Annotated in this window: 20 protein-coding genes and 2 pseudogenes; 5 read left to right on the forward strand and 17 right to left on the reverse strand. The window is 40.1% G+C overall.

Annotated features, from left to right (window positions below; all coding sequences use genetic code 11):
* Positions 1–31 precede the first annotated feature (31 nt).
* The 3 genes from HMPREF9072_RS05165 to HMPREF9072_RS05175 are packed head-to-tail and all read left to right on the forward strand — an operon-like array spanning position 32 to position 3417.
* Positions 32–1141: a DUF4856 domain-containing protein gene (locus HMPREF9072_RS05165; RefSeq protein WP_009410868.1), complete on the forward strand. Its 1110-nt coding sequence runs from the start codon at positions 32–34 to the stop codon at positions 1139–1141.
* Positions 1138–2046: a hypothetical protein gene (locus HMPREF9072_RS05170; protein WP_009410869.1), complete on the forward strand. Its 909-nt coding sequence runs from the start codon at positions 1138–1140 to the stop codon at positions 2044–2046. Before HMPREF9072_RS05165 ends, HMPREF9072_RS05170 begins: the two co-directional genes overlap by 4 nt.
* Before the next feature lie 57 nt (positions 2047–2103).
* Positions 2104–3417 (forward strand): leucine-rich repeat protein, encoded by a 1314-nt coding sequence (locus tag HMPREF9072_RS05175; protein WP_009410870.1) that lies wholly within the window; start codon positions 2104–2106, stop codon positions 3415–3417.
* Between the two features lie 105 nt (positions 3418–3522).
* On the opposite strand, the gene HMPREF9072_RS05180 is transcribed toward HMPREF9072_RS05175, so the two are convergent.
* On the reverse strand, positions 3523–3837 hold the full coding sequence (locus HMPREF9072_RS05180) for a hypothetical protein (RefSeq protein WP_009410871.1): 315 nt from the start codon (positions 3835–3837) through the stop codon (positions 3523–3525).
* A gap of 146 nt (positions 3838–3983) precedes the next feature.
* Here HMPREF9072_RS05180 and HMPREF9072_RS05185 point away from each other — a divergent pair, with 146 nt between their 5' ends.
* The gene (locus HMPREF9072_RS05185; RefSeq protein WP_034542465.1) at positions 3984–5342 is read left to right on the forward strand and encodes a suppressor of fused domain protein; all 1359 of its coding nucleotides are present in this window, start codon (positions 3984–3986) and stop codon (positions 5340–5342) included.
* Between the two features lie 35 nt (positions 5343–5377).
* On the opposite strand, the gene HMPREF9072_RS05190 is transcribed toward HMPREF9072_RS05185, so the two are convergent.
* The 9 genes and pseudogenes from HMPREF9072_RS05190 to HMPREF9072_RS05230 all read right to left on the reverse strand — a co-directional run bounded on the left by HMPREF9072_RS05190 (position 5378) and on the right by HMPREF9072_RS05230 (position 11605).
* Positions 5378–5929 (reverse strand): RNA polymerase sigma factor, encoded by a 552-nt coding sequence (locus tag HMPREF9072_RS05190; RefSeq protein ID WP_002673201.1) that lies wholly within the window; start codon positions 5927–5929, stop codon positions 5378–5380.
* Positions 5929–6120 carry a hypothetical protein gene (locus tag HMPREF9072_RS05195; protein WP_002673203.1) on the reverse strand — a complete coding sequence of 64 codons (192 nt, stop codon included), beginning with the start codon at positions 6118–6120 and terminating at the stop codon, positions 5929–5931. The genes HMPREF9072_RS05190 and HMPREF9072_RS05195 overlap by 1 nt, the downstream gene beginning before the upstream one ends.
* Positions 6121–6127: 7 nt before the next feature.
* A complete protein-coding gene (gene bshB1, locus HMPREF9072_RS05200) occupies positions 6128–6844 on the reverse strand; it encodes a bacillithiol biosynthesis deacetylase BshB1 (RefSeq protein WP_009410873.1) in 717 nt (238 codons plus the stop codon).
* Positions 6845–6848: 4 nt separating this feature from the next.
* Positions 6849–7769: a DUF535 family protein gene (locus tag HMPREF9072_RS05205; RefSeq protein ID WP_009410874.1), complete on the reverse strand. Its 921-nt coding sequence runs from the start codon at positions 7767–7769 to the stop codon at positions 6849–6851.
* A pseudogene (locus HMPREF9072_RS05210) lies at positions 7769–8528 on the reverse strand (polysaccharide deacetylase family protein). The gene HMPREF9072_RS05205 and the pseudogene HMPREF9072_RS05210 overlap by 1 nt, the downstream one beginning before the upstream one ends.
* A gap of 11 nt (positions 8529–8539) precedes the next feature.
* Positions 8540–8944 carry a hydroxyisourate hydrolase gene (uraH, locus tag HMPREF9072_RS05215; protein WP_009410877.1) on the reverse strand — a complete coding sequence of 135 codons (405 nt, stop codon included), beginning with the start codon at positions 8942–8944 and terminating at the stop codon, positions 8540–8542.
* 16 nt (positions 8945–8960) lie between these two features.
* On the reverse strand, positions 8961–9887 hold the full coding sequence (locus HMPREF9072_RS05220; RefSeq protein ID WP_009410878.1) for a glycosyltransferase family 2 protein: 927 nt from the start codon (positions 9885–9887) through the stop codon (positions 8961–8963).
* Positions 9853–11039 (reverse strand): annotated as a pseudogene (locus HMPREF9072_RS05225) (glycosyltransferase family 87 protein). The gene HMPREF9072_RS05220 and the pseudogene HMPREF9072_RS05225 overlap by 35 nt, the downstream one beginning before the upstream one ends.
* 11 nt (positions 11040–11050) lie before the next feature.
* Positions 11051–11605, reverse strand: a complete 555-nt coding sequence (locus tag HMPREF9072_RS05230) for a glutathione peroxidase (protein ID WP_009410881.1) — start codon at positions 11603–11605, stop codon at positions 11051–11053.
* Positions 11606–11690: 85 nt separating this feature from the next.
* Here HMPREF9072_RS05230 and HMPREF9072_RS05235 point away from each other — a divergent pair, with 85 nt between their 5' ends.
* Entirely contained in the window at positions 11691–12296 is a 606-nt protein-coding gene (locus HMPREF9072_RS05235) for a DUF4254 domain-containing protein (RefSeq protein WP_034566208.1), read from the forward strand.
* A 67-nt stretch (positions 12297–12363) separates the two neighbouring features.
* Here HMPREF9072_RS05235 and HMPREF9072_RS05240 read toward each other — a convergent pair whose 3' ends face one another.
* The 7 genes from HMPREF9072_RS05240 to HMPREF9072_RS05270 form a co-directional block, all read right to left on the reverse strand.
* On the reverse strand, positions 12364–13116 hold the full coding sequence (locus tag HMPREF9072_RS05240) for a succinate dehydrogenase/fumarate reductase iron-sulfur subunit (protein ID WP_002673219.1): 753 nt from the start codon (positions 13114–13116) through the stop codon (positions 12364–12366).
* A gap of 6 nt (positions 13117–13122) precedes the next feature.
* Positions 13123–15150 (reverse strand): fumarate reductase/succinate dehydrogenase flavoprotein subunit, encoded by a 2028-nt coding sequence (locus HMPREF9072_RS05245; RefSeq protein WP_002673221.1) that lies wholly within the window; start codon positions 15148–15150, stop codon positions 13123–13125.
* 4 nt (positions 15151–15154) lie between these two features.
* Positions 15155–15829 (reverse strand): succinate dehydrogenase cytochrome b subunit, encoded by a 675-nt coding sequence (locus HMPREF9072_RS05250; protein ID WP_009410883.1) that lies wholly within the window; start codon positions 15827–15829, stop codon positions 15155–15157.
* Between the two features lie 195 nt (positions 15830–16024).
* Positions 16025–18577, reverse strand: a complete 2553-nt coding sequence (locus tag HMPREF9072_RS05255) for a heavy metal translocating P-type ATPase (protein ID WP_009410884.1) — start codon at positions 18575–18577, stop codon at positions 16025–16027.
* A gap of 98 nt (positions 18578–18675) precedes the next feature.
* Positions 18676–19239, reverse strand: coding sequence for an AraC family transcriptional regulator (locus HMPREF9072_RS05260; protein ID WP_009410885.1), 564 nt, complete (start codon positions 19237–19239; stop codon positions 18676–18678).
* 35 nt (positions 19240–19274) lie between these two features.
* A complete protein-coding gene (locus HMPREF9072_RS05265) occupies positions 19275–20057 on the reverse strand; it encodes a porin family protein (RefSeq protein WP_009410886.1) in 783 nt (260 codons plus the stop codon).
* The gene (locus HMPREF9072_RS05270; RefSeq protein ID WP_009410887.1) at positions 20050–21123 is read right to left on the reverse strand and encodes a PCMD domain-containing protein; all 1074 of its coding nucleotides are present in this window, start codon (positions 21121–21123) and stop codon (positions 20050–20052) included. The genes HMPREF9072_RS05265 and HMPREF9072_RS05270 overlap by 8 nt, the downstream gene beginning before the upstream one ends.
* Positions 21124–21233: the final 110 nt, after the last annotated feature.

Genomic DNA, 21233 nt, shown 5'->3' on the forward strand with positions numbered 1-21233 from the left:
TATCTTACAATTGCCTAATTAATCTATTAAAATGAAACATATACTATCATATCTTTCCTTGTTGTTAGTAGTCATAGCTTGCCAAAAAGGCGAAGGTGAGACTGTGGAGACTGCCAATATCTTGCGTCCGCAAGCTGATATCCCCTACACTTTCAGCCGCAATGGGCAGTCGAGTTTTGATGAACACAGCGTGAGCTTGTTGCGCGAACCATTGGATATCATCGAAAGGCGTTTGCTCAACGGTGCTATTTCTAATTTTACTTACGACGAAATTTTGCGTTATTACAACGAGGGAACTTCATACGTAAAACCCGCTGACGAAGTAGCCTCCTCACCTTTGGCTGCTACTGCCCAAGTGAGAGAAGATGTAAAAAATCTCTTTCTCGTAGCCAAAAGCATTCCGCTACGCGAAGCCCAACAAGGCGTTTCGGGTGATGCAGGTCGTAGGGTAGGCGATGCCGATCGTGTGTATGTTGACGAAAAAGGCATTGCGCCTGCACAAGTGTTTATATACACTATAAACGGAGCACTCTATTTAGATAAAATTCTCTTGTACCACTTAGACGAGCGTTTTTTCTCCGATGCTACCCTGCGCCGCGAACACCAAAACGTAGTCTTGCCCGCTGGTGAGAACTACACTCAACTCGAACATCATTGGGATTTGGCTTATGGCTATTTCCTGCATCTGCAATCACTCACCCAATCCGATGGAGTAGCTGCTTTGGCAGGCGCCGAACGCAAAATTCGCAATGCTTTTGTACAAGGACGCATAGAGTTAGGGCGCTATCGCTATGAAGCCTTATATGAACAAATGTATATCATTCGCAAAGAACTTTCCAAAGTGATGGCTATTCGCACCATTCACACCCTTACGGGGGTAAATACCCTTGCCAATTACACCGAATCGCCTAAGCAGGCTTTCAAGTACTTGTCGCAAGGTTATGGCTTTCTATACGCATTGCAATTCACTCGCAAACCCGATGGCAGTCTTTATTTCACTTACGACGAAGTAAAAGCCCTCCAAAACCAACTCGTAGCAGGTACCGGACTTTGGAATAAATCCCGATTGTTAGCGCCTGCCGAAATTGTAGGTTCACTTAAAAACATCACACAACAAATCGCTGAACGTTACCAATTATGACAAAAAATATACTTTTATGTCTCTTTGCCATAGTGCTATGCGCCTGCGAAGACAAAACAGATACCTCCGAGCCTATCAAAATAGGCACCGAGAGCAGCTCGCTCACTCAGCTCACACTCTACCCCCAAAGTCAGCACGATATATTGCTCTCAGGGGGCAACCACAAGTACACAGTGAATGTTGCTAACAGTCGTTTGGCAAGTGCTTCTATCAGTCAGGATACCCTGAAGATAAAGAGTTTTCAAGAACAAGGAACTACTTATGCAATCATTCATTCACACGACCAAACCGCGCGCTTGGAGATTAACGTCCGCCCTAATGAACTCAGTTTTTCAGCAGATGAAGTAACCCTTGCCCCTACCGATATCAATAAAACCATACGCTTAGGAGGTGGTGATATTGTGAGCCTCACCACTACCGACCCCGATGAGGTGATAAAAGTTACTTGGAACGGCAGTAGTGGGATTGTAGAGATAAGAGGCAAAGCTGAAGGGGTAGCCACACTCACCGCTACCTCGGCAGGACTCGCCCCAAAAGAGCTGAAAGTGAAAGTACGTTGTATAGATGAAAAAGGCTTTCTCAATCAGTTAGGCGTATACCAGAACACCAGCCGCTCACTTAGCCAAGCCATTAACCCTGCGCGTATTGTAAGCGAGCGCACTACAGGCACTTTCTTTTCGGGGCGTGCTAATATCAATGCGCTTAACAATTGGTATTATAAAATTCCGCCTATTGAGAATCCGGTAGCAGACACCCATATCAATTTGCTTGTTGAGTATAAGAAGTTAGGAGGAGTAGCTACTCGCGAAAACCTTAAATTTTACGTAGAAGAAGTGCGTACCGCTACCCAAGAAGTAGTTTTGCGCGGTAAAACCCTAAAAATAGTAGTGCCCTATTACAATTGATAATTGACAAAAAAACTAACCCATAGAGTCTAATTTTAATTTTATATATATTTTTTTATGAAAAACCTCAGATTTTTAACCTTAGGGCTTGCCTTGATAGCCCTTCTTTTTACAGCTTGTAAAAAAGATGACAACAACGGTGGCGAACAAGCCCCTCAGCGACTTACTTTAGAGAAATCGGCAGTAACCGTAAAGCAAACTGAAAGCGCTATCGTGCGCATCACAGCGGGCAATGGCGGTTATAAGGTAGAGAGCGCCGATAAAAACATTGCTACAGCAGCAATCGAGCAAAACAACGTGAAAATCTCAGCAATAGCCGAAGGAAAAACCACCCTAACAGTATCCGATGCTAAAGGACAAAAAGCTGCTATAGCCGTAATTGTTGAAAGTAATATTGCTCCTGGTGAAAGACTTTCGGTAGAAAAACAATCGCTCACCCTTGTAAACGGAGAAGAAGAAGTGAACAGAATCCTCAATGCTGAACACAATGGAGCATACAATCTTTCTTTCACAATCAGTCCTGCAGGAAGCGTGAGTATCACGGTAGAAGACCGCATTGTAAATGGTAACCCCGACGGTAAAAACCTACGTGTAAAAGCCCTCAATGTAGGAACTGCTCAAGTAGTGGTAAAAGATAATACTAACAATCAAACCACCTCTTTTAAAGTAACTGTTACCGCGGCTGAGCTTACCATTGCTAAAACTGATATCGAAGTAGATACTGAAGCTACTACCGAAGTCCGTATCAATACTGGTAACCCTGATTATACAGTAACATCATCAGCTTCTAATATTGCAACTGCTGAAGTAAAAGAGAAAACAGAAAAGGTAGCTGGTAAAAAGGATACTCACCACTATGTAATTATCAAAGGAGTAGCTGCAGGTACTGCTATTATCACCCTTAAAGACAGCCAAAACAAAACAGTAGCAATTACCGTAACTGTAAAATCTAAAGAAGATATTTTTGAAGTAGATAGCAATGGCGTAGTAACCCTCAAAGCAGGAGCTAAAGCCGAAGGTAATGTGAAAATCCCTAATAATGGAACTACTATTGGTGCAAGAGCTTTTGCTAGAGCTGAATTTACTTCTGTTGATTTTAACAATGTAACTAAAATAGAAGGTAGTGCTTTTATGGGGGCTTCCAAATTAGCTGCTGTTACAATGCATAAAGTTACTAATATTGGAAATATAGCCTTTGCTAACTGCAAGTCCCTGAAAACTGTCATAGTAAAGACAAGTACACCGCCTACTATTCAGCGTTTAACTTTTAATACAACAGGGATTACTGTGTATGTTCCTAAAGGAGCTAAAGCTGCTTATGAAGCTAATGCGAATTGGAAGAAATTAGGAACAATCAAAGAACTTAATTAATTTTAAATCAGTAAATTATTATTGTTTTTGAATCCCCTTTTGAAGATTTAAAGAGGCTGTTAGGAAAGATCCTAACAGCCTCTTTTGTACTTTTAAATACCTTACTTATTTGATAAAGCTAATATTTTCAAAAGATTTACCAATAAGAGGAAGTGGCTTTTGCTCTTCTTTTACAGCATTGATTACCCCAATGATAAACAATACGAAAAGAACAATACCAAGAAGAGAAAAAATTCCAGCAATAGTAGGCGAAACACTAAATAAAATTTGGAGTACAATACCGAAGAGGAATCCTACAACGAATAACCCAAATCCTTGTTTTAAATGATAGATAGATTTCTCATCTTTCTTACCGAAAAAAAAGGCAATAAGCCAAAGTAAGCCAAAATAGCTCAAAACTGATGTAACTTTACTGTCCATACGTCTTTTGTTTAATTAAAATTTGGCGCAAAGATATGCAATATTTTAATATTTAAAAAGAAAAAACAGAAAAATATAAAATGACATTTGTTTTTTAATAGAAAAGTCGTACATTTGTTGCGAAAAACTAATTGTATAAAATGATTATGGAAAAAACTGTCAAACGTTTTTTAGACGTAATACTTGAACAAGCAACTCCTCTTATTGCAAGTCTCAACAAAGGTGTTTCGGATACCCAAATAGCAGTGTTTGAGGGGGAAATGGGTATTACTTTGCCTTCTGAGGTGAGAAAGCTATACCAGACTTTCAACGGACAAAAAGAAGGCGAAAACGATGTATTCTTCCTTAACGGTTTGCGCTTTATCCCTTTAGAAGAAATCAAACGCACCCAAGAACACTGGCTTGAGCAATTGGAGAGTGTGCCTAATTGGCAGTCACTCCGCTTTGATGAAGAAGAAGCGATTGATATGTGCTGGGATAAGGTAATAAAAAACCAATTTTATAATCCTAAATGGATCCCATTCCTCTCCAATGGGGCGCGCTTTATGTTCATAGACCTCGACCCCGATGAAGAAGGTGTAATAGGTCAGATAGGAGAAATAGATTTGGTGTTGGATTCTATAGAAGACTCTTTTATGGATTTGCACCACGACTCTATGGAAGATTGGCTCGAATTCCTTACTGATGATATTGAAAAGGGAATCGTGTACTACGACAACGAGATGCACTCGCTCATTGAAGCCGTTTCTTATGACGAAGAAAACGATTTGCCTAATATCTTCGCTCCTACCCCCGATTATGTATCGGAAGGAGGCTCGAACGTTTATAACTATTCAGAAAAAGACAGAAGCGATTTTGTATTGCCTGACCGCACTTGTGTGTATATGGACGAAATTTGCGACCATTTTGAAAAATATATCGGCAAAATAGACAGCGTATTCCACGAAATCGTCTCAGAATATGTGCATATAGATGTACATTGGATTAAACCTACCCCCGAAACGCCTTACAACGTACTCTTTACTACTGGTATGAGCGATTACCCTATGTACTTGCCCGAAGGCTTAGATGACCCGAACGACTACAGCCACGCTGAGCTAATGGTCTACCTCCCCGCCGATTGGCCTATCAGCGATGAAGCTTTTAAAGACGACGATAACTATTGGCCTGTGTACTTCCTGAAGATGATAGCGCGTTTCCCACATCAGTACAAAACGTGGATGGCTGAAGGGCATACTATTCCCAACGGTCCTGATGCTGAACCTATTGCCAATACCGATTTCGGTTGTATCCTGCTGATGCCCCCTTACTTATCGGCACCACAGGAGTTCTTAAAGTTACATACCAAAGACGGTACGATTATCAATTTCTATTGTATTTTGCCTATTTATCCAGAAGAAATGGATTTAAAATTAGAAGAAGGTGTAGATGAGCTTCTCAGTCTTTTTGATGAATACCAAATCTCCGAAGTCATAGATATCCACCGCAAGAACGTAGCTTTATAAAACAAGTATAAAAAAACAGATGAAACATAAAAGTCTCATCTGTTTTTCTTTAATATCTCTGCCAGCATTTTCTTAGCTCTTAGCAGGGTAATCTTCACACTGCTCATCGGTGATTGCATCTCTTCGGCAATCTCTTTATAGCTTTTTTCGTGCAAATAGCGCAGTTGTATTGCCGTTCGGTAAGGCTCTTTTAGTTGTTTTATACTCTTTAACAAGTAGTCGAACTGCTGTTCCATAATGAGGCTATCCTCTATGATGGGGGTCTCATCTATCAGTGTTTTAGATTGCTTTTCCTCTCGATCTAAGTGCAATAGCGACTCATTTTGCTTTCTCAGGTTATCTATGTGAATATTTTTAGAAATAGCAATTAACCAAGTGCGGAAAGAGTATCGCTCGTCGTAAGTATGGAGCTTATCGAATGCTTTAGCAAATGTTTGTATGCTAATATCCTCTGCTTCAACCTCATCATTCACACGCTTGAGTTGAAAGTTGTACACATCAGTCCAAAACTCGTCCAACAACCAACTAAAAGCCCGTTGTTTACCTGCTTTTGCAGCGACTATATTTTCAGCAAGTGCCTCAGCCATTATTTATTTCTGCACTCTTGTTCGTCGGGTAAGCGACCGCAGAAACTGCAAGGTTCCCCTTCAGGATTTAAATGTGGATTTTGGCTCGCACAAGTACCAGCAAATTTACCGCCTTTTTTACCCCAAATCTTAATTGCCATACCTGCTACACATAGCAGTAATATACCAATAGTTAATAATATTAATTTCATTTTTCAGTTATTTAAGATTAAAAAGAGATTCCACGGCGGGAACTCTCTCACACGTAAAACCTTCCGCAAAATCTGTACCAATTAGCCTACCCAAATCACGTGCTCTGTAAGTAACGCTCTCTAAAAAGTTCTTGTCAGAAATTGGAGTAGTGGGCTCATTACTATTACTGTCGTAAAACTGAGAGCTGTACGCCAACACAGCATTCACTTTGGCTTCCATAAAACCTGTGATATCTACCACAAAATCAGGGGCTATATTCTTCCACTGAATGTAGTGATACACTACTTTAGGACGCCAAGCCGCTTGTTCTACACCGTCGAGAGTAGTTTCGATGCGTCGCAAACCGCTGAGAAAACAAGCATCGCTCACGAGTTTGCTACCTTTACCGTGGTCGATATGGCGGTCGTCTACAGCATTGCAAAGCACTATCTCGGGCTGATATTGACGTATTTTTTTAATAATCTCCATTTGGTGAGCTTCGTTATTTATGAAAAAACCATCACGGAACTTCAAATTCTCGCGTATGGTTACCCCTAATAGCTCTTTGGCTTTGGTTGCCTCTTGGTGGCGTATTTCAGCACTGCCACGTGTGCCCAATTCGCCTTGTGTTAGGTCGATAATGCCTACACTTCTGCCTAAGCTAATCTCTTTGGCAATGGTGCCTGCAGCCCCTAATTCTACATCATCGGGGTGTGCCCCAAAAGCTAATATATCTAATTTCATCTTGTTATTTGTTAATTGTCTCTTGTATTTCTGCTGCAATTTTGTCTAACATCTCATACCTATAGCGGTAGAGCGACCTCTTGCTCGATTTGATTTCTTCCATTGGTTTGCGGTGCATTTCAATAGGAAGCTTGAACCACCCATCTTTATCGGGAGTACCATCGGCTTCTTTCCACAATGTGTCATAACTAAAACTGAGTTTGTGCAACCATTCTATATGAATAAAGTGTTTTTTGTTATGTGCCTGAATTTTACTGCCTACCCCATACAAAGCGGTGCAGCCTAATTGCCTGCTAAGTTCCTGAATGATAAATATCATCAGGGCTTTAGGACGAAGAGCATACATCTGTTTTTGTAATTCCTTGATAGCATTCTCAGTTTCGGCACTTTTGTTACCTTGCACACAGCCTATACGACATACCCATTCTTCATTTTCTTTATCAATCACAAAAGAAGCTTCACAGATAGCCTCCTGATAACTATCACAATGCAACGAGACCACTAATTCCCCCTCTTTGCGGAAACGTTCATTGTATCCGAGGTATATTTGTCCCTTTTCGCCGTTGTATTTCATTGTGAACTCTGCCAATTTGATAGGCTTTTCTTCTTGGATAATAGGCGTCAAAAAAGGCTGTTGCTTGATAAAAGCATAACAACTCAGCAAGGCTTTAGTTCGTTCTTTCTTGCCCCATTTGGTAGACATATACACCCTAAAAGGCTTAAAATAAATACGAGGACGGTGTGAAAGCACCCATTTATACTCCTCCGATTGTATCAAACTGAACCATTTTTTAGCAAATGGGATGTTTAACAAGGTGTGGAAGAGTATCTTGTTCTTTTGTTTTTTGATGTATTTGGGATTTTCGTTGGCAAAACTATGTTCTGTCAAAGCTAAAGCATCGTGTAGTAGTTCTCTTGTCGTCATTAATTCTCGATTGTTAATTGTTTATAGAGGCTCGTTTTCCAGCCTTTTTTATCAATATATTGCAACAATTGGTCAAAACGCGCTATCATCTGCTCACCACTGTTACGCATTACATACGCTGGAAAATTGAATTCTTTTTGGTGTAAATTGGTGAACTCCCAAGGGTGAAAGTACAAAGTAGCATAGCCCGTAGAGGTTACACATCTGTTCATTAAAGACTTATAAATCCACAAAGGAAAATTGTGAAAAGATAACCAGAAGAGCGAAATTCTAAACCAACTTACCGCTGTAGGGATTTGCCATAAGCCATTTTCGTTGAAAAATCGTTTTGGCACGTGCAATTTGTTGTATCTCCCTGGTAAAAATGTAGGATTTACCGATGAATTGTATTGATAACCGGCTTTTTTTACCTCCTCAGCACTTACTTCAAGCATTCTGGGCATACGCAATCCCTCAATAGTTACCTCAAATTGTTGTTCTAAAGCTTCTTTAGAGCGTTTGAGGTGCGTATTCTCAAATTCAGAATGGTAATAAGTGTGTGAGGCTAATTCGTGTCCCTCACGGAGGAATAAGGTCAGGGACTTGCTCGGCAAAGACTACCGTCGAAAAGAAAGTAGCCTTGGCGTTGTGTTTTTTGAGTAGGTCTAATATAGCGGTAAGCCCCTCGCGTGATATAGCTATTTGTCGCTCAAAAGCAATGTCGTAGCCGTATTCTTTGGGCATATCAAACTCTTCTATGTCGAAACTTAAATAAATCATTTTTATAATTATCAATTTCCTCTGTAAGTAGAATAACCATACGGAGATAATGTAATCGGAATATGATAATGCTGATTATCTTTTATCTCAAAAACTACTTCTATAAAAGGATAAAAAGTTTTTTGTTTCAATCTTTCAAAATAAGGAGTGATATAAAAAGTGAGTTTATAGACTCCGTTATTATTTTTATCAGATTCTTCTTTCAAAAAATCTTTAATTCTCCCATTGGTATCCGTATATTTTTCATCTATCAATATCCAATTTTGACTTTTATCTTGCTTAAATAGAGCTATTTTTACATTTGGAGCAGGTTTACCTTGTGAAATATCTAAAATATGACTTGACAATTGATATTTTTCTTGTGCCTGAATAAATGAACTAAAAAATATTAGCAATATTAGAATTGTATTTCTCATTTTTATATGTTTTTATTTATAATTTTTCTTCTTGAATAATATAACAAGGTCGGTCTTTAGTTTGTTTAAAGATTTTTCCTATGTAAATACCTATGATACCTAAAATGATGAGTTGTAACCCGCCAAAGAAAACAATCGTCATAATCAGTGAAGCCCAGCCCGATATTTCAGTGCCACTTGCAAAGGCATATATCACGTAAGGAATGTACAATAGTGATAAAGCAGAGAATGCAAAGCCTAAAAATACAGCTAAATATAAGGGTTTGATGCTGAAAGCAGTAACACCTGTAATCGCTAGTTGTAGCATCTTCTTAACAGTGTATTTACTTTCACCTGCAAAACGAGAAGCTGCAGTGTAAGGAATATAAGTTTGGCGGAATCCCACCCAAGGTATCATACCCCGCAAGAAAGGTTCATTTTCTCTCATCGAGCGAATTACCTCTACTACCGATTGATCTAAGAGTCTAAAATCAGTTGAACCCTCCTTGATTTCTATATCTGAAAGCAGATTGAGAAGTTTGTAAAACTGTTGAGAGCCTTTTTGTTTCTTTTTAGGGGTGTCGGCGGGATAGGTGCGCAAAGTAGCCACTACTTGATAGCCTTCTTCCCATTTGGCAATGAGTTCGGGCAAAAGAGTAGGGGGATGTTGCAAATCGCAATCCATAGAGATAACAGCATCAGCAAACGAGTGGTCTAATCCTGCTTTTACTGCTAATTGGTGACCAAAGTTACGCGAAAACGATAGATATTTCACACGAACATCACTTTCAACCAAAGATTTGAGTACCTCAAGAGAATTATCGCTGCTGCCATCGTTTACAAAAAGCAAAGTATAGCTATAATCAGAGAGTTTTTCAGCAAAAACACTCTGTATAGCTTCATATAACGGACGTATATTTTCACTTTCGTTATAATATGGTACTATTATTTCTATTGTTTTCATCTTCTAATTTCTTAGTCTACTAAATGTCTGATGACTGACAACTGAGTTGTTCGTATATAATCGCAAGCCAAATCAGCATTACGGGAACAGCTCTTAGTGAATACCGAATAATATAGGGCTCTTTCAGTGGTTTGAATAAATCAGTAGGGGAGAGTGAGCCTAACATAGCCAATACCAATAGAGTGATTTTGAGTTTAGGATGGAGCTCGCTTACCATATCCCAATTCCCACATAAGCTACTACATAAGTGCTATTTTCAGTACCTGTACTAAACAAACAGAGGAAAATACTCACTGAAGCTAATAAAAGTAATCTAAAATTGAGATTTTTATACTGCCGAATGCGTAAATAAGGTAGCGCAAATAGCCCTAACCCAATGAGAATGACTATACTGTTGTTGTTATAAATGCCTGTGCGTTGCAAAAAGCCTAAAAGTGATAGGTTTTGTAAGTTGTAAGTGGTGGTATTTAGGTTGGATACATTCTTTTCAGCCAAAGAAGCATACCAATCAAAATACTGTGAAACTACATAATCGGGTGAAGAGTAGAGCATTGGCAAACAAAATAAAGCGATGAGCCAAAATAACCCTGACCAAATAAATCGCCATTTGTCCTTAGCAAAGAAGAAAAATGCTAAGCCTACAATGCCATAGAGTTTAGTGAGTGTACCTATTACAATAAGCAAGGTTGCCCAATGACTCTGCCGACGCTCTATAAACACAAAAGCACCTACTAGTAGTGCTATCACGCTGATATTGAACTGTTGCATAGCAGCAGCGGTATACATATCGTGAGCAGCAATAAGCAGTACCGCAATAATTGCCTTTTTAGAGAGAGGCAATTGCCTAATTGCCCAATATAAAAAAGCTGCATTTGCCATTATCCACAAAGTACAACCTATCCACTTGGGTAACAAGGCAAACGGAGCGATAATCGCACTGAATAAGATACCGTAATGGTTTGTATCAAAATACTCGTCAGGATAGGGGAGGTAGAGGGGCAATTGCTTGAAGGTATGCCAAAATACCCCGTCAAAAATTAGGTAGTTGTTGAACTTGCCTGCTATCCATACGTTCTGCACTACAGTCGCCAGCGCAAGAGCAAACCATAGTATTGTGATAAAGCGGTAATTTTCAAATAGTTTTTTTAGCATTGTTATCAGTGTTATTTTTCAATCCATTGTTTCACTTCATCGCTAGAAGGTAAGGTTTTAGGGTCGATTACCTTTTCTAATTTGCCGTCTCTGCCAATGAGGTATTTTTGAAAATTCCATTTTACTTTAGAATCTTCTACACCGTTTTTTGCTTTCTGGGTAAGAAACTGATATAGAGGGTGCATATTCTTTCCTTTTACCGATATTTTGCTCATCATCGGGAATGTTACTCCATAGTTGATACTGCAAAATGAAGCGATTTGTTCATTACTACCTGGTTCTTGTCCTAAGAAATTATTAGCGGGGAACCCTATAATGATAAAATCTTTGTCCTTATACTGCTGATAAAGAGCTTCGAGTTCTTTGTATTGAGGGGTGAGACCGCATTTTGAGGCAGTATTAACAATCATTACTTTCTTGCCTTTGAGGTCGGCAAGAGCAAAGGGTTTACCGTTGATATCTTCTACAGTAAACTGATAAATAGTTTGATTATCAGCGTTATTTTGTGCTTGTAGATTTTCCATAGTGAGGGTGAATAAAGTGATAATAAAAATGAAGTATTTCATAGAAAAATTAAAATTTGTGGCAAAGTTACGCAAAAGGTTTGATTTATTAAAGAAAAACTTTATATTTGCCCAAAAATTAATAACTATGTTTTCAGAAAAAGCTTTTAAAATATTTGAAGAAAGTATTGCGCAATACCATATTGCCGACGATGTATATCAGCCTTTTGTAAACCCTTATCCGTCAACCGACTTGCTCAATCACTTGCTTTATCGCAAGAACTGGATTGACACCGTGCAATGGCATTACGAGGATATCATTCGCGACCCACATATCGACCCACTGGCTGCCCTTGACCTCAAGCGCAAAATTGATGCTTCTAACCAAGATCGCACTGATATGGTAGAGTATATAGATAGCTATTTCTTAGACTTGTATAAGGAGGTGAAAACACTTCCTGAAGCTACTATCAACACCGAAAGTCCTGCGTGGGCAGTGGATAGGCTTTCAATTTTAGCACTGAAAATTTACCATATGGAGGAAGAAGTGAACCGCCCCGATGCCACTCCTGAGCATCGCGCTAAATGCCAAGAAAAACTGAATGTTCTCCTCGAACAGAAAAAAGACCTCTCTACCGCTCTCGACCAGCTTTTAGACGATATCGCCGCTGGCAGAAAGTATATGAAGGTCTATAAACAAATGAAAATGTATAACGATGAAGAGCTAAACCCAGTACTGAGAGGAAGTAAATAAGAGATAATAAAAACTGCCTCAAAAATTTTGAGGCAGTTTTTTATTTGCTAATTTTCAAATTTGCTAATTAACGAATACTTGCTTTGAGGTATTCTCTGTTGAGACGTGCGATATTTTCAAGTGAAATACCTTTAGGGCATTCTACTTCGCAGGCACCAGTGTTAGTACAGTTACCAAAACCTTCGTGTTCCATTTGGTTTACCATATTGAGTACGCGCTCGGTAGCCTCTACACGACCTTGAGGAAGGAGGGCAAATTGCGATACTTTGGCAGCTACAAACAGCATAGCCGAAGAGTTTTTACAAGTAGCCACACAAGCTCCACAACCTATACAAGCCGCAGCGTCCATAGAGCGGTCGGCATCGCGTTTAGGGATAGGAATAGCGTTGGCATCTTGCGTATTACCAGAAGTGTTCACAGAGATATATCCTCCTGCTTGTTGAATGCGTTCAAAAGCAGTTCTATCTACCATCAAGTCTTTGATAACAGGGAAAGCAGTAGCGCGCCAAGGTTCAATAGTGATGGTATCACCATCTTTGAACATACGCATATGCAACTGACAAGTAGTTACCCCACGGTCAGGTCCGTGAGCTTCCCCATTGATGAAGAGAGAGCACATACCACAAATACCTTCACGGCAATCGTGGTCGAATGCTACAGGTTCTTCTCCTTTTTCAATGAGTTGTTCGTTGAGTACATCCAACATTTCCAAAAAAGACATATGGTCTGAAATGTTGGTTACTTTATAATCTACCATACGACCTTTCTCTTGCGAGTTTTTTTGTCGCCACACTTTGAGTGTTAGGTTCATCGTTGCCATATCTTTCTATTTATAACTACGTTGTTTAAGTTCAATATCTTTAAATACAAGAGGTTCTTTATGCATTACCTCTTCACTAGGGTTGTAGGTATTCACTACTTCTTTAGGATTACCAGTGTATTGCCAAGCGGCTACATAAGCATAGTTTTTGTCGTCGCGGAGGGCTTCCCCATCAGGAGTTTGATACTCTTCGCGGAAGTGACCACCACAAGACTCATTACGCTCTAAAGCGTCTTTAGCAAATAACTCACCAAGTTCAAGGAAGTCGGCTACACGACCCGCTTTTTCAAGCTCTACGTTCATACCAGTAAGTTCACCAGGTACTTTTACGTTTTTCCAGAAATCTTCGCGTATTTCGCGTATTTCTTTGATAGCTTCTTTCAAGCCTTCAGCATTACGCGCCATACCTACTTTATCCCACATCACTTTACCAAGTTTCTTGTGGAAGTAATCTACAGAGTGGGTACCCTTATTGTTGATGAAGTAAGCTAAACGCTCTTTTACGATGCGTTCTGCTTCGTCAAACTCAGGAGTATCAGTAGGGATTTTACCGGTACGGATATCAGCGGATAAGTAATCGCCAATAGTGTAAGGTAATACAAAGTAACCATCAGCTAAACCTTGCATCAAGGCAGAAGCTCCTAATCGGTTTGCCCCGTGGTCGGAGAAGTTTGCCTCACCGATAGCATAACAACCAGGTATAGTGGTCATCAAGTTGTAATCTACCCAAATACCACCCATAGTGTAGTGAGTAGCAGGATAAATCATCATTGGTGTTTTATAAGGGTTTTCGGCTACAATCTTTTCGTACATTTGGAAAAGGTTACCGTATTTGGCTTCTACGATTTTTTCACCACGTTTAGTAACTTCTTCTTTAGTAGGTTCTACCCCGTGGATTTTACATTGTTCTTTACCGTAACGTTCGATAGCAGAGGAGAAATCCAAATAAACAGCCTCACCTGTTTCGTTTACACCATAGCCTGCATCGCAACGCTCTTTAGCAGCACGTGAAGCCACGTCACGAGGCACGAGGTTACCGAAAGCAGGGTAACGGCGCTCCAAGTAGTAATCGCGGTCTTCTTCAGGGATTTCAGTAGGTTTTTTGCGTTTTTCGCGTATCGCTACTGCATCTTCCATTTTCTTAGGTACCCAAATACGTCCGTCGTTACGCAATGATTCGGACATCAAAGTTAATTTAGACTGATAGTCACCTGAACGAGGAATGCAAGTAGGGTGAATTTGAGTGAAACAAGGGTTAGCAAAGTAAGCACCTTTTTTGTGGATTTTCCAAGCTGCAGTAGCGTTAGAGCCCATCGCGTTGGTTGAAAGGAAGTATACGTTACCATAACCACCAGAGGCAATAACCACAGCGTGAGCAGAGTGGCGTTCAATTTCACCAGTAACAAGGTTACGAGCGATGATACCACGAGCTTTGCCGTCTACGATTACCACATCGAGCATTTCGTGGCGGTTGTACATATCAATTTTACCACGAGCGATTTGGCGGTTCATTGCGGCATAGCAACCGAGCAAGAGCTGTTGCCCTGTTTGACCTTTGGCATAGAAAGTACGAGAAACCAATACTCCACCGAAAGAACGGTTGTCTAAGAGTCCGCCGTAATCACGAGCGAAAGGTACGCCTTGCGCCACACATTGGTCGATGATATTGCCAGATACTTCAGCAAGACGATATACGTTTGCTTCACGAGCGCGGTAGTCGCCCCCTTTTACAGTATCGTAGAACAAGCGATAGATAGAGTCGCCATCGCCCATATAGTTTTTAGCGGCATTGATCCCCCCTTGAGCAGCGATAGAGTGTGCACGACGAGGAGAATCTTGGTAAGCAAATGCTTTCACGTTGTAGCCTAATTCAGCGAGGGTAGCTGCAGCCGAACCTCCTGCCAAGCCAGTACCTACCACAATCACATCGATATTACGCTTGTTAGCAGGGTTTACGAGGTTGATATGGTCTTTATATTTCGTCCATTTGTCCGCTATAGGACCTTCAGGAATTTTAGAATCTAATGTACTCATAAGATTAAGCTGTTAAAAATTTAATGTAATGGAAGAGGGCGATAAAGATAAAGCCTCCACAGATAATGTAAGAATACCAATTGCCAACGCAGCTGATAAACTTTTTGCGCTCATCGTCTTTCCAGCCCATAGATTGGAAAGATGATTGAAAGCCGTGTAGCAAGTGCAAAGCCAAAGCGATAAAGGCTAACACATAAATACCCACACGCACAGGGTTGTGGAATTTCTCTACTAATTCTTCGTAGTAGCGGTCGGGGTTTGGAGGTAATTGCTCGATGTACTTGTAGTTCATTTCACCTACCCAAAAATCATAGAGGTGCAACCCTAAGAAGAGAAGAATCACCACTCCTGTGATAATCATATTACGAGACATCCAAGTGGAGTTAGCACCCCCATTATAGCTGTAATATGCCTCACTACCACGAGCTTTTTTGTTTTGGATTTCCAAGACAAATCCCATAATGAAGTGGAACAACACCCCAGCGAGCAATACAGGTTGCAAAGCAAACTGAATAAGAGGATTGGTGCCCATAAAATGAGATAGCTCGTTGAAAGTACTCTCGCTAATCACAGAGGTGAAGTTTACCGCAAAGTGAATGATTAGAAAGAGAATGAGAAAGAGTGCCGAAAGAGCCATCGTCACCTTTCTTGCAACAGATGTTTTAAATAATCCTGCCATTCGTTTTATAGTTTTATATATGTATATATTACGTTAAACAATTTCGCTACAAAAGTACGGCATTTTTATCAGTTGTACAATAAAAAATGAACAAAAACCTTAATTTATATTCGGTTTAAAGAAGGAAATAAGAGTTAGTAGCTGAAATTGATTTATTAAGAGGAGATTAACATTCTGTATCGCTTTTTTTATTCTTTATAATTTCGTTCTTCTCAATCTTAAAGCATTACTTATAACACTTACAGAGCTAAAGCTCATTGCTAAGGCACCCAACATAGGAGAAAGCAAGATACCAAAAATAGGGTATAGCACCCCTGCCGCAACGGGAATACCTACGCTGTTATACACTAACGCAAAGAAAAGGTTTTCGCGTATGTTTTTCACCACCGCTTTGCTGAGTTTTTTGGCTTTTACAATTCCGCTCAAGTCGCCTTTTACCAAAGTGATTTTAGCACTTTCTATCGCAATATCAGTGCCATTACCCATTGCAATACCCACATTGGCTTGTGCTAAAGCAGGAGCATCGTTGATACCATCACCTGCCATTGCTACGATTTTACCTTCCGCTTGCAAACGCACTATTTCCTCTTGCTTGTTTTGAGGAAGCATTCCCGCTTTGTACTGAGTGATACCTATTTCTTTGGCTACAGCCTCAGCTGTAAGCGGATTATCACCGGTGAGCATCACGATTTCTACCCCTAAGTCTTGCAACTCTTGTATTGCTTCAGCAGTAGAAGCTTTTACTTTATCGGTTATGGCGACTGCCCCTATCACTTGGTTTCCTACGACTACAAGTGAAACGGTCTTTCCTTGCGCTTGTTCGGCTTTTACAGCAGTGCTTACTTCTTCCGGCAAAGCAATATTGAGTTCTTTTATCAGACGTTCGTTGCCAAAGAAATAATCTTTTCCTTCAAAAGTAGCTTTTACTCCTCTGCCCGCTATGGCTTCAAAGTGGGTGAAAGGTAAGGGAGTAATGCCTTGTGCTTGAGCATACGCATTGGTAGCTTTGGCAAGCGGATGTTCGCTTTGCTTGTTAAGACTGTAAAGCGCTTGTAGCAAGTCTTTTTCGGTAGTATTGCCAAAAGTGAGCACACGACTCACACTGGGTTTACCTTCAGTGAGAGTACCCGTTTTATCTACAACCAAAGTATTAACACGGTTCATCACTTCTAAGGCTTCGGCATTGCGTATCAAGATACCGTTTTGAGCCCCTTTGCCTACGCCTACCATTACCGACATAGGAGTGGCTAAACCAAGTGCGCAAGGACAAGCGATAATCAATACTGCTACGGCATTGAGCAGGGCGTATACGTAAGCATTTTCACCTCCAAAAACCGACCATATCACAAAGGTAAACACTGAAATACCTATCACAATAGGTACAAAGTAAGAGGCTATCTTGTCGGCTAAATTTTGAATAGGAGCACGGCTACTGCTGGCTTGTTGTACCAACTGTACGATTTGAGAGAGCAGGGTGTCGCTACCTACCTTTTCGGCTTGCATCACAAAGGACTGCATACCATTGAGCGTACCTGCCGATACTTTATTGCCCACTTCTTTTTCAGCAGGAATAGGTTCGCCCGTAATCATACTCTCGTCTATGCTCGCACTACCTTCGGTAATTACACCATCAACAGGGATTTTCTCCCCAGGTTTTACCCGAAGCAAATCGCCTTTTTTCACTTCTCCTATAGAGACGGTTACTTCTTTGCCGTGAATAATTTTAGTAGCTTCATTAGGCGCTAAGTTCAATAGTTTTTTGATAGCGCTTTGGGTACGACTGTGGGCATCGGCTTCGAGCACTTGTCCTAAGAGTACCAAAGTGAGAATGACGGTAGCAGCTTCGAAATACAAGTGTACTGAGCCGTGTTCTTTGAATTGTTCAGGGAACATATCAGGGACTAACAGTCCTACTACACTGAAAAGCCAAGCTACGCCAGCACCTATCCCTATGAGGGTAAACATATTGAAGCGCAAGGTCTTGATACTGCGCCAAGCCCTTTCGAAGAATATCCAGCAGAAATAAAACACTACGGGTAGTGATAACGCAAACTGCACCCAGTTCCAAGCACTTACGGGCATTAGCTCATACAGCGGATTGTCGTGCCACATTCCGCTCATTGCGATGATAAAGATAGGGAGCGTAAAGGCTACAGCACCCCAAAAATGACGACGTAACTTTTTGCGTTTTTGGTCTTCTGCACTTAGCCCCCTACCCCCCGAAGGGGGAAAAGCTACTTCTGTGCTTACTTGCTCTACTAAATCCATACCACATACGGGACAATCACCAGGGTGATCGTAGGTTTTATCGCCCTCACAGTGCATAGGACAATAGAAAATATGCCCCCTAACCCCCGAAGGGGGAAAATCTATAACAGAGCCTTTAGTTTTTTTTGGGGATTCTTCGTGGTGATGATGTTGTTGCTGAGCTCCTCCTACTTGCTCTACTAAATCCATACCACATATAGGGCAATCACCAGGGTGATCGTAGGTTTTATCGCCTTCGCAGTGCATAGGACAATAGAAAACACCAGAGCCTTCAGAATTTGAAGACTGATGAATGCTATAATGAGTACCCTCTAAGGCTTTTTCAAGAGCTTCAAAAGGGATTTCTCTATCGGTTTCGACAGTAGCTTTTTTAGTAGCGAAATCTACGGTAACAGCTGTTACACCTGCTACTTCAGAGAGCTTTTTTTGTACGGTATTGGCGCAACCTGTGCACCCCATACCTTCTATATTGTATTCCATAAATTGTAAATGTTAAAAAGTTATTTGTTTTACACTGCAAAGATACAGCAAAACATCTACTTGGATATTACACAATTTTGTATTTAATTTGTAAGATTTTAAACCTCATCTAAAGACTTACGTTTGTTATCTTTTATCTGCTTGAAAAAGCTAGGGGTGAGTCCTGTAACTTTTTTAAACTGATTGCTTAAGTGCGCTACACTTGAATAGTTGAGTTGATAAGCTATTTCACTAAGCGTCAGTTCGTCATATACTAAGAGTTCTTTTACTCTCTCAATCTTTTGAGCAATAAAGAATTTTTCAATAGTTCTGCCTTCTACCTCAGAAAACAAACGCGATAAAGCCCCGTAATCTCGACCTAATTCACTGCTGAGTATTTCAGAAAGGTTAAACGATAGTTTGTTGTCTTGATTATGTACCAAATTGATAATGATAGATTTAATTTTTTCAATAACAACACTTTTCTTATCGTTCATCACCTCAAACCCTAAGGGTAAGAGAGCTTGTTTGATAGCTTGTATCTCATCAGACGAAAGTTCCTGTGTAAAAGTAATTTCACCCAAATTGATGCTTTGTGGTGTTAAGCCTAATGCTTTTAACTGTTCATCGAGTACTATTATACAACGATGGCAGACCATATTTTTTACAAATAACTTTGTCATATATTCCCTTTAAGGATTAAGATATTATAAAGTGCTTAAAAGTGATACCCAAAACCTATATTCATATAGATAGGATACATATCAAAAGTAATTGTTTTAAAGTCCTTTTTGAAAATATTGTTTGTTGTATAGGATAATTCAGCATTGATGTTGAAATGCTTGAACGCTTGCCAAGAGCCTCCTATCAGTGTGCCCCAATGCCAATGGCGGAGATGATTGCTAAAATCATAAGAGGCTATCTGTCCGTTAGTGAAACTTACTTTCTCACCGATAGGACTACCTTCTCGTAAATAACCTTCGGTTACATAGCCTGAGAAATTACCGTCCATACGATAAGAAACAAATGTACCTAAGCACAGTTTCCAACGATTAGCAAGGCGATAGTTCAGTGATATGGGTAGGGTAACGAATGAACTTTTGTAAGTAGTATGTACATCACCCGTCCAATAACCCGCTACGTGGTTACCTTGTTCTATAATCTCCATTCCGTAGTTCTTTACATTCGCATCGGTTTCCATACCCTTTTCTTCCAATCGTAAGCTAGCTGAGATACCCCATTTAGGAGTAAGCCATTTGGTTACGGTTCCTTCAAATGAGCCATTAAACTTTGGGCTATATCCCTTTATCTTCCTTATTTCTTTAGGGAGTGGTATTGGGCTTGCACCTCCTATATTTACGCCAGCTTTTAGTTCGTATTCCCAACCTTTAGCTTCTGATTGTACAAGCGTTTCAGTACGTTCGTTTTGCGCGTATGAAAAACAGCTCAATAGCATTAAGCATACAATAACGATATTCTTTTTCATAACTTCATTATTCATAAGACAATTGCATTTCATCTACATAAAGAGTACTACCTACGGCTGCTGTAAAATCAGCACCTTTTTCACTGGAACTAAGTACTATAGCGAGACTATACTTTCCTTCTTTTAGTTTTTTAGTATCGATAGAGCGACCTTTTATTGTTTTAAAAGGAATAGAGAACTGTACCCAATTATCGGTTTCTCTCTTGTCGGTTAGTTGTGCCATTAACACTATATTATTGTGTGTTTTGATGTTAGTACCATCTAAATGAGGTACTTGAGAAGTTACCTCGTAGAACACTGCATAAATATCACATTTGTCTTTTTGGTTAGGTATTACATTGCCGTTTTTATCGGTAAGTTTTTCACCAGCTTTGTATTTGTAATATCCTGATAGATGAGTAGGTTTTCTTTTGAAAGGAATCCCGAAATGGGTAGATTTTGCAGGGGTGAACAAATTTATTTCAAAACTTCCTGTGAAGAGATTACCAGCTGCGATAGGAGCACCAAAAGTTTTTCCTAAGACCCCTGTGCTTTGTGTTACGAGTTTCACGCATTTCCCCCTGTATCCACTCTCACTCTGACTTGTAGGGAAGTCATCGGGTTTAGCATTACTGTTGGTAAATTTAAAACCTGCATTTCCGCTACTCCAAGCGATTTCTTGTCCGCTTACTGAGGTATCGTAAAAAGTGTAGTAGCCATCAGTAATACGAGCGTTTTCGAAGTGATAGTGAGCGATAATTTCATTAGTGAGACAACTCACTTTATAAGTTTTCTGCCAATTACCGTCCTCAGAGGTTACCACATAAGTTTGAGGGGTAGAGAAGTCGCGTACGGTACCGCTAGTAGGACTGATTGTTGCCCCTTGTGTAAGGGTGAAGCGAGGGGCGAGATTTTTTACTTTATCTAAATCGGTTACGTAGAGTTTTACCTCAGTGTTTTGGATTATGGGCTCACGAATGAGCAGATTGCCGTCGACCTCACAGGTTAGGATATCGGCTTCGGTATTTGGGGCTTCGCTTTTGATACAGCTTTGCAATGTGAATAGCGAGGCTATGGTAATGATGATGTTTTGAAGTTTCATATATGCTGTTCAATGAATTTAGACTGCAAAGGTAGGAAATAATTTTTTAATACCAATAATGCCAATAATACCAGAAATTAGAAAATGAGAGAATTAGAAAATGAGGAAAT

This window comes from Capnocytophaga sp. oral taxon 324 str. F0483 (assembly GCF_000318315.2).
GTDB lineage: Bacteria > Bacteroidota > Bacteroidia > Flavobacteriales > Flavobacteriaceae > Capnocytophaga > Capnocytophaga ochracea.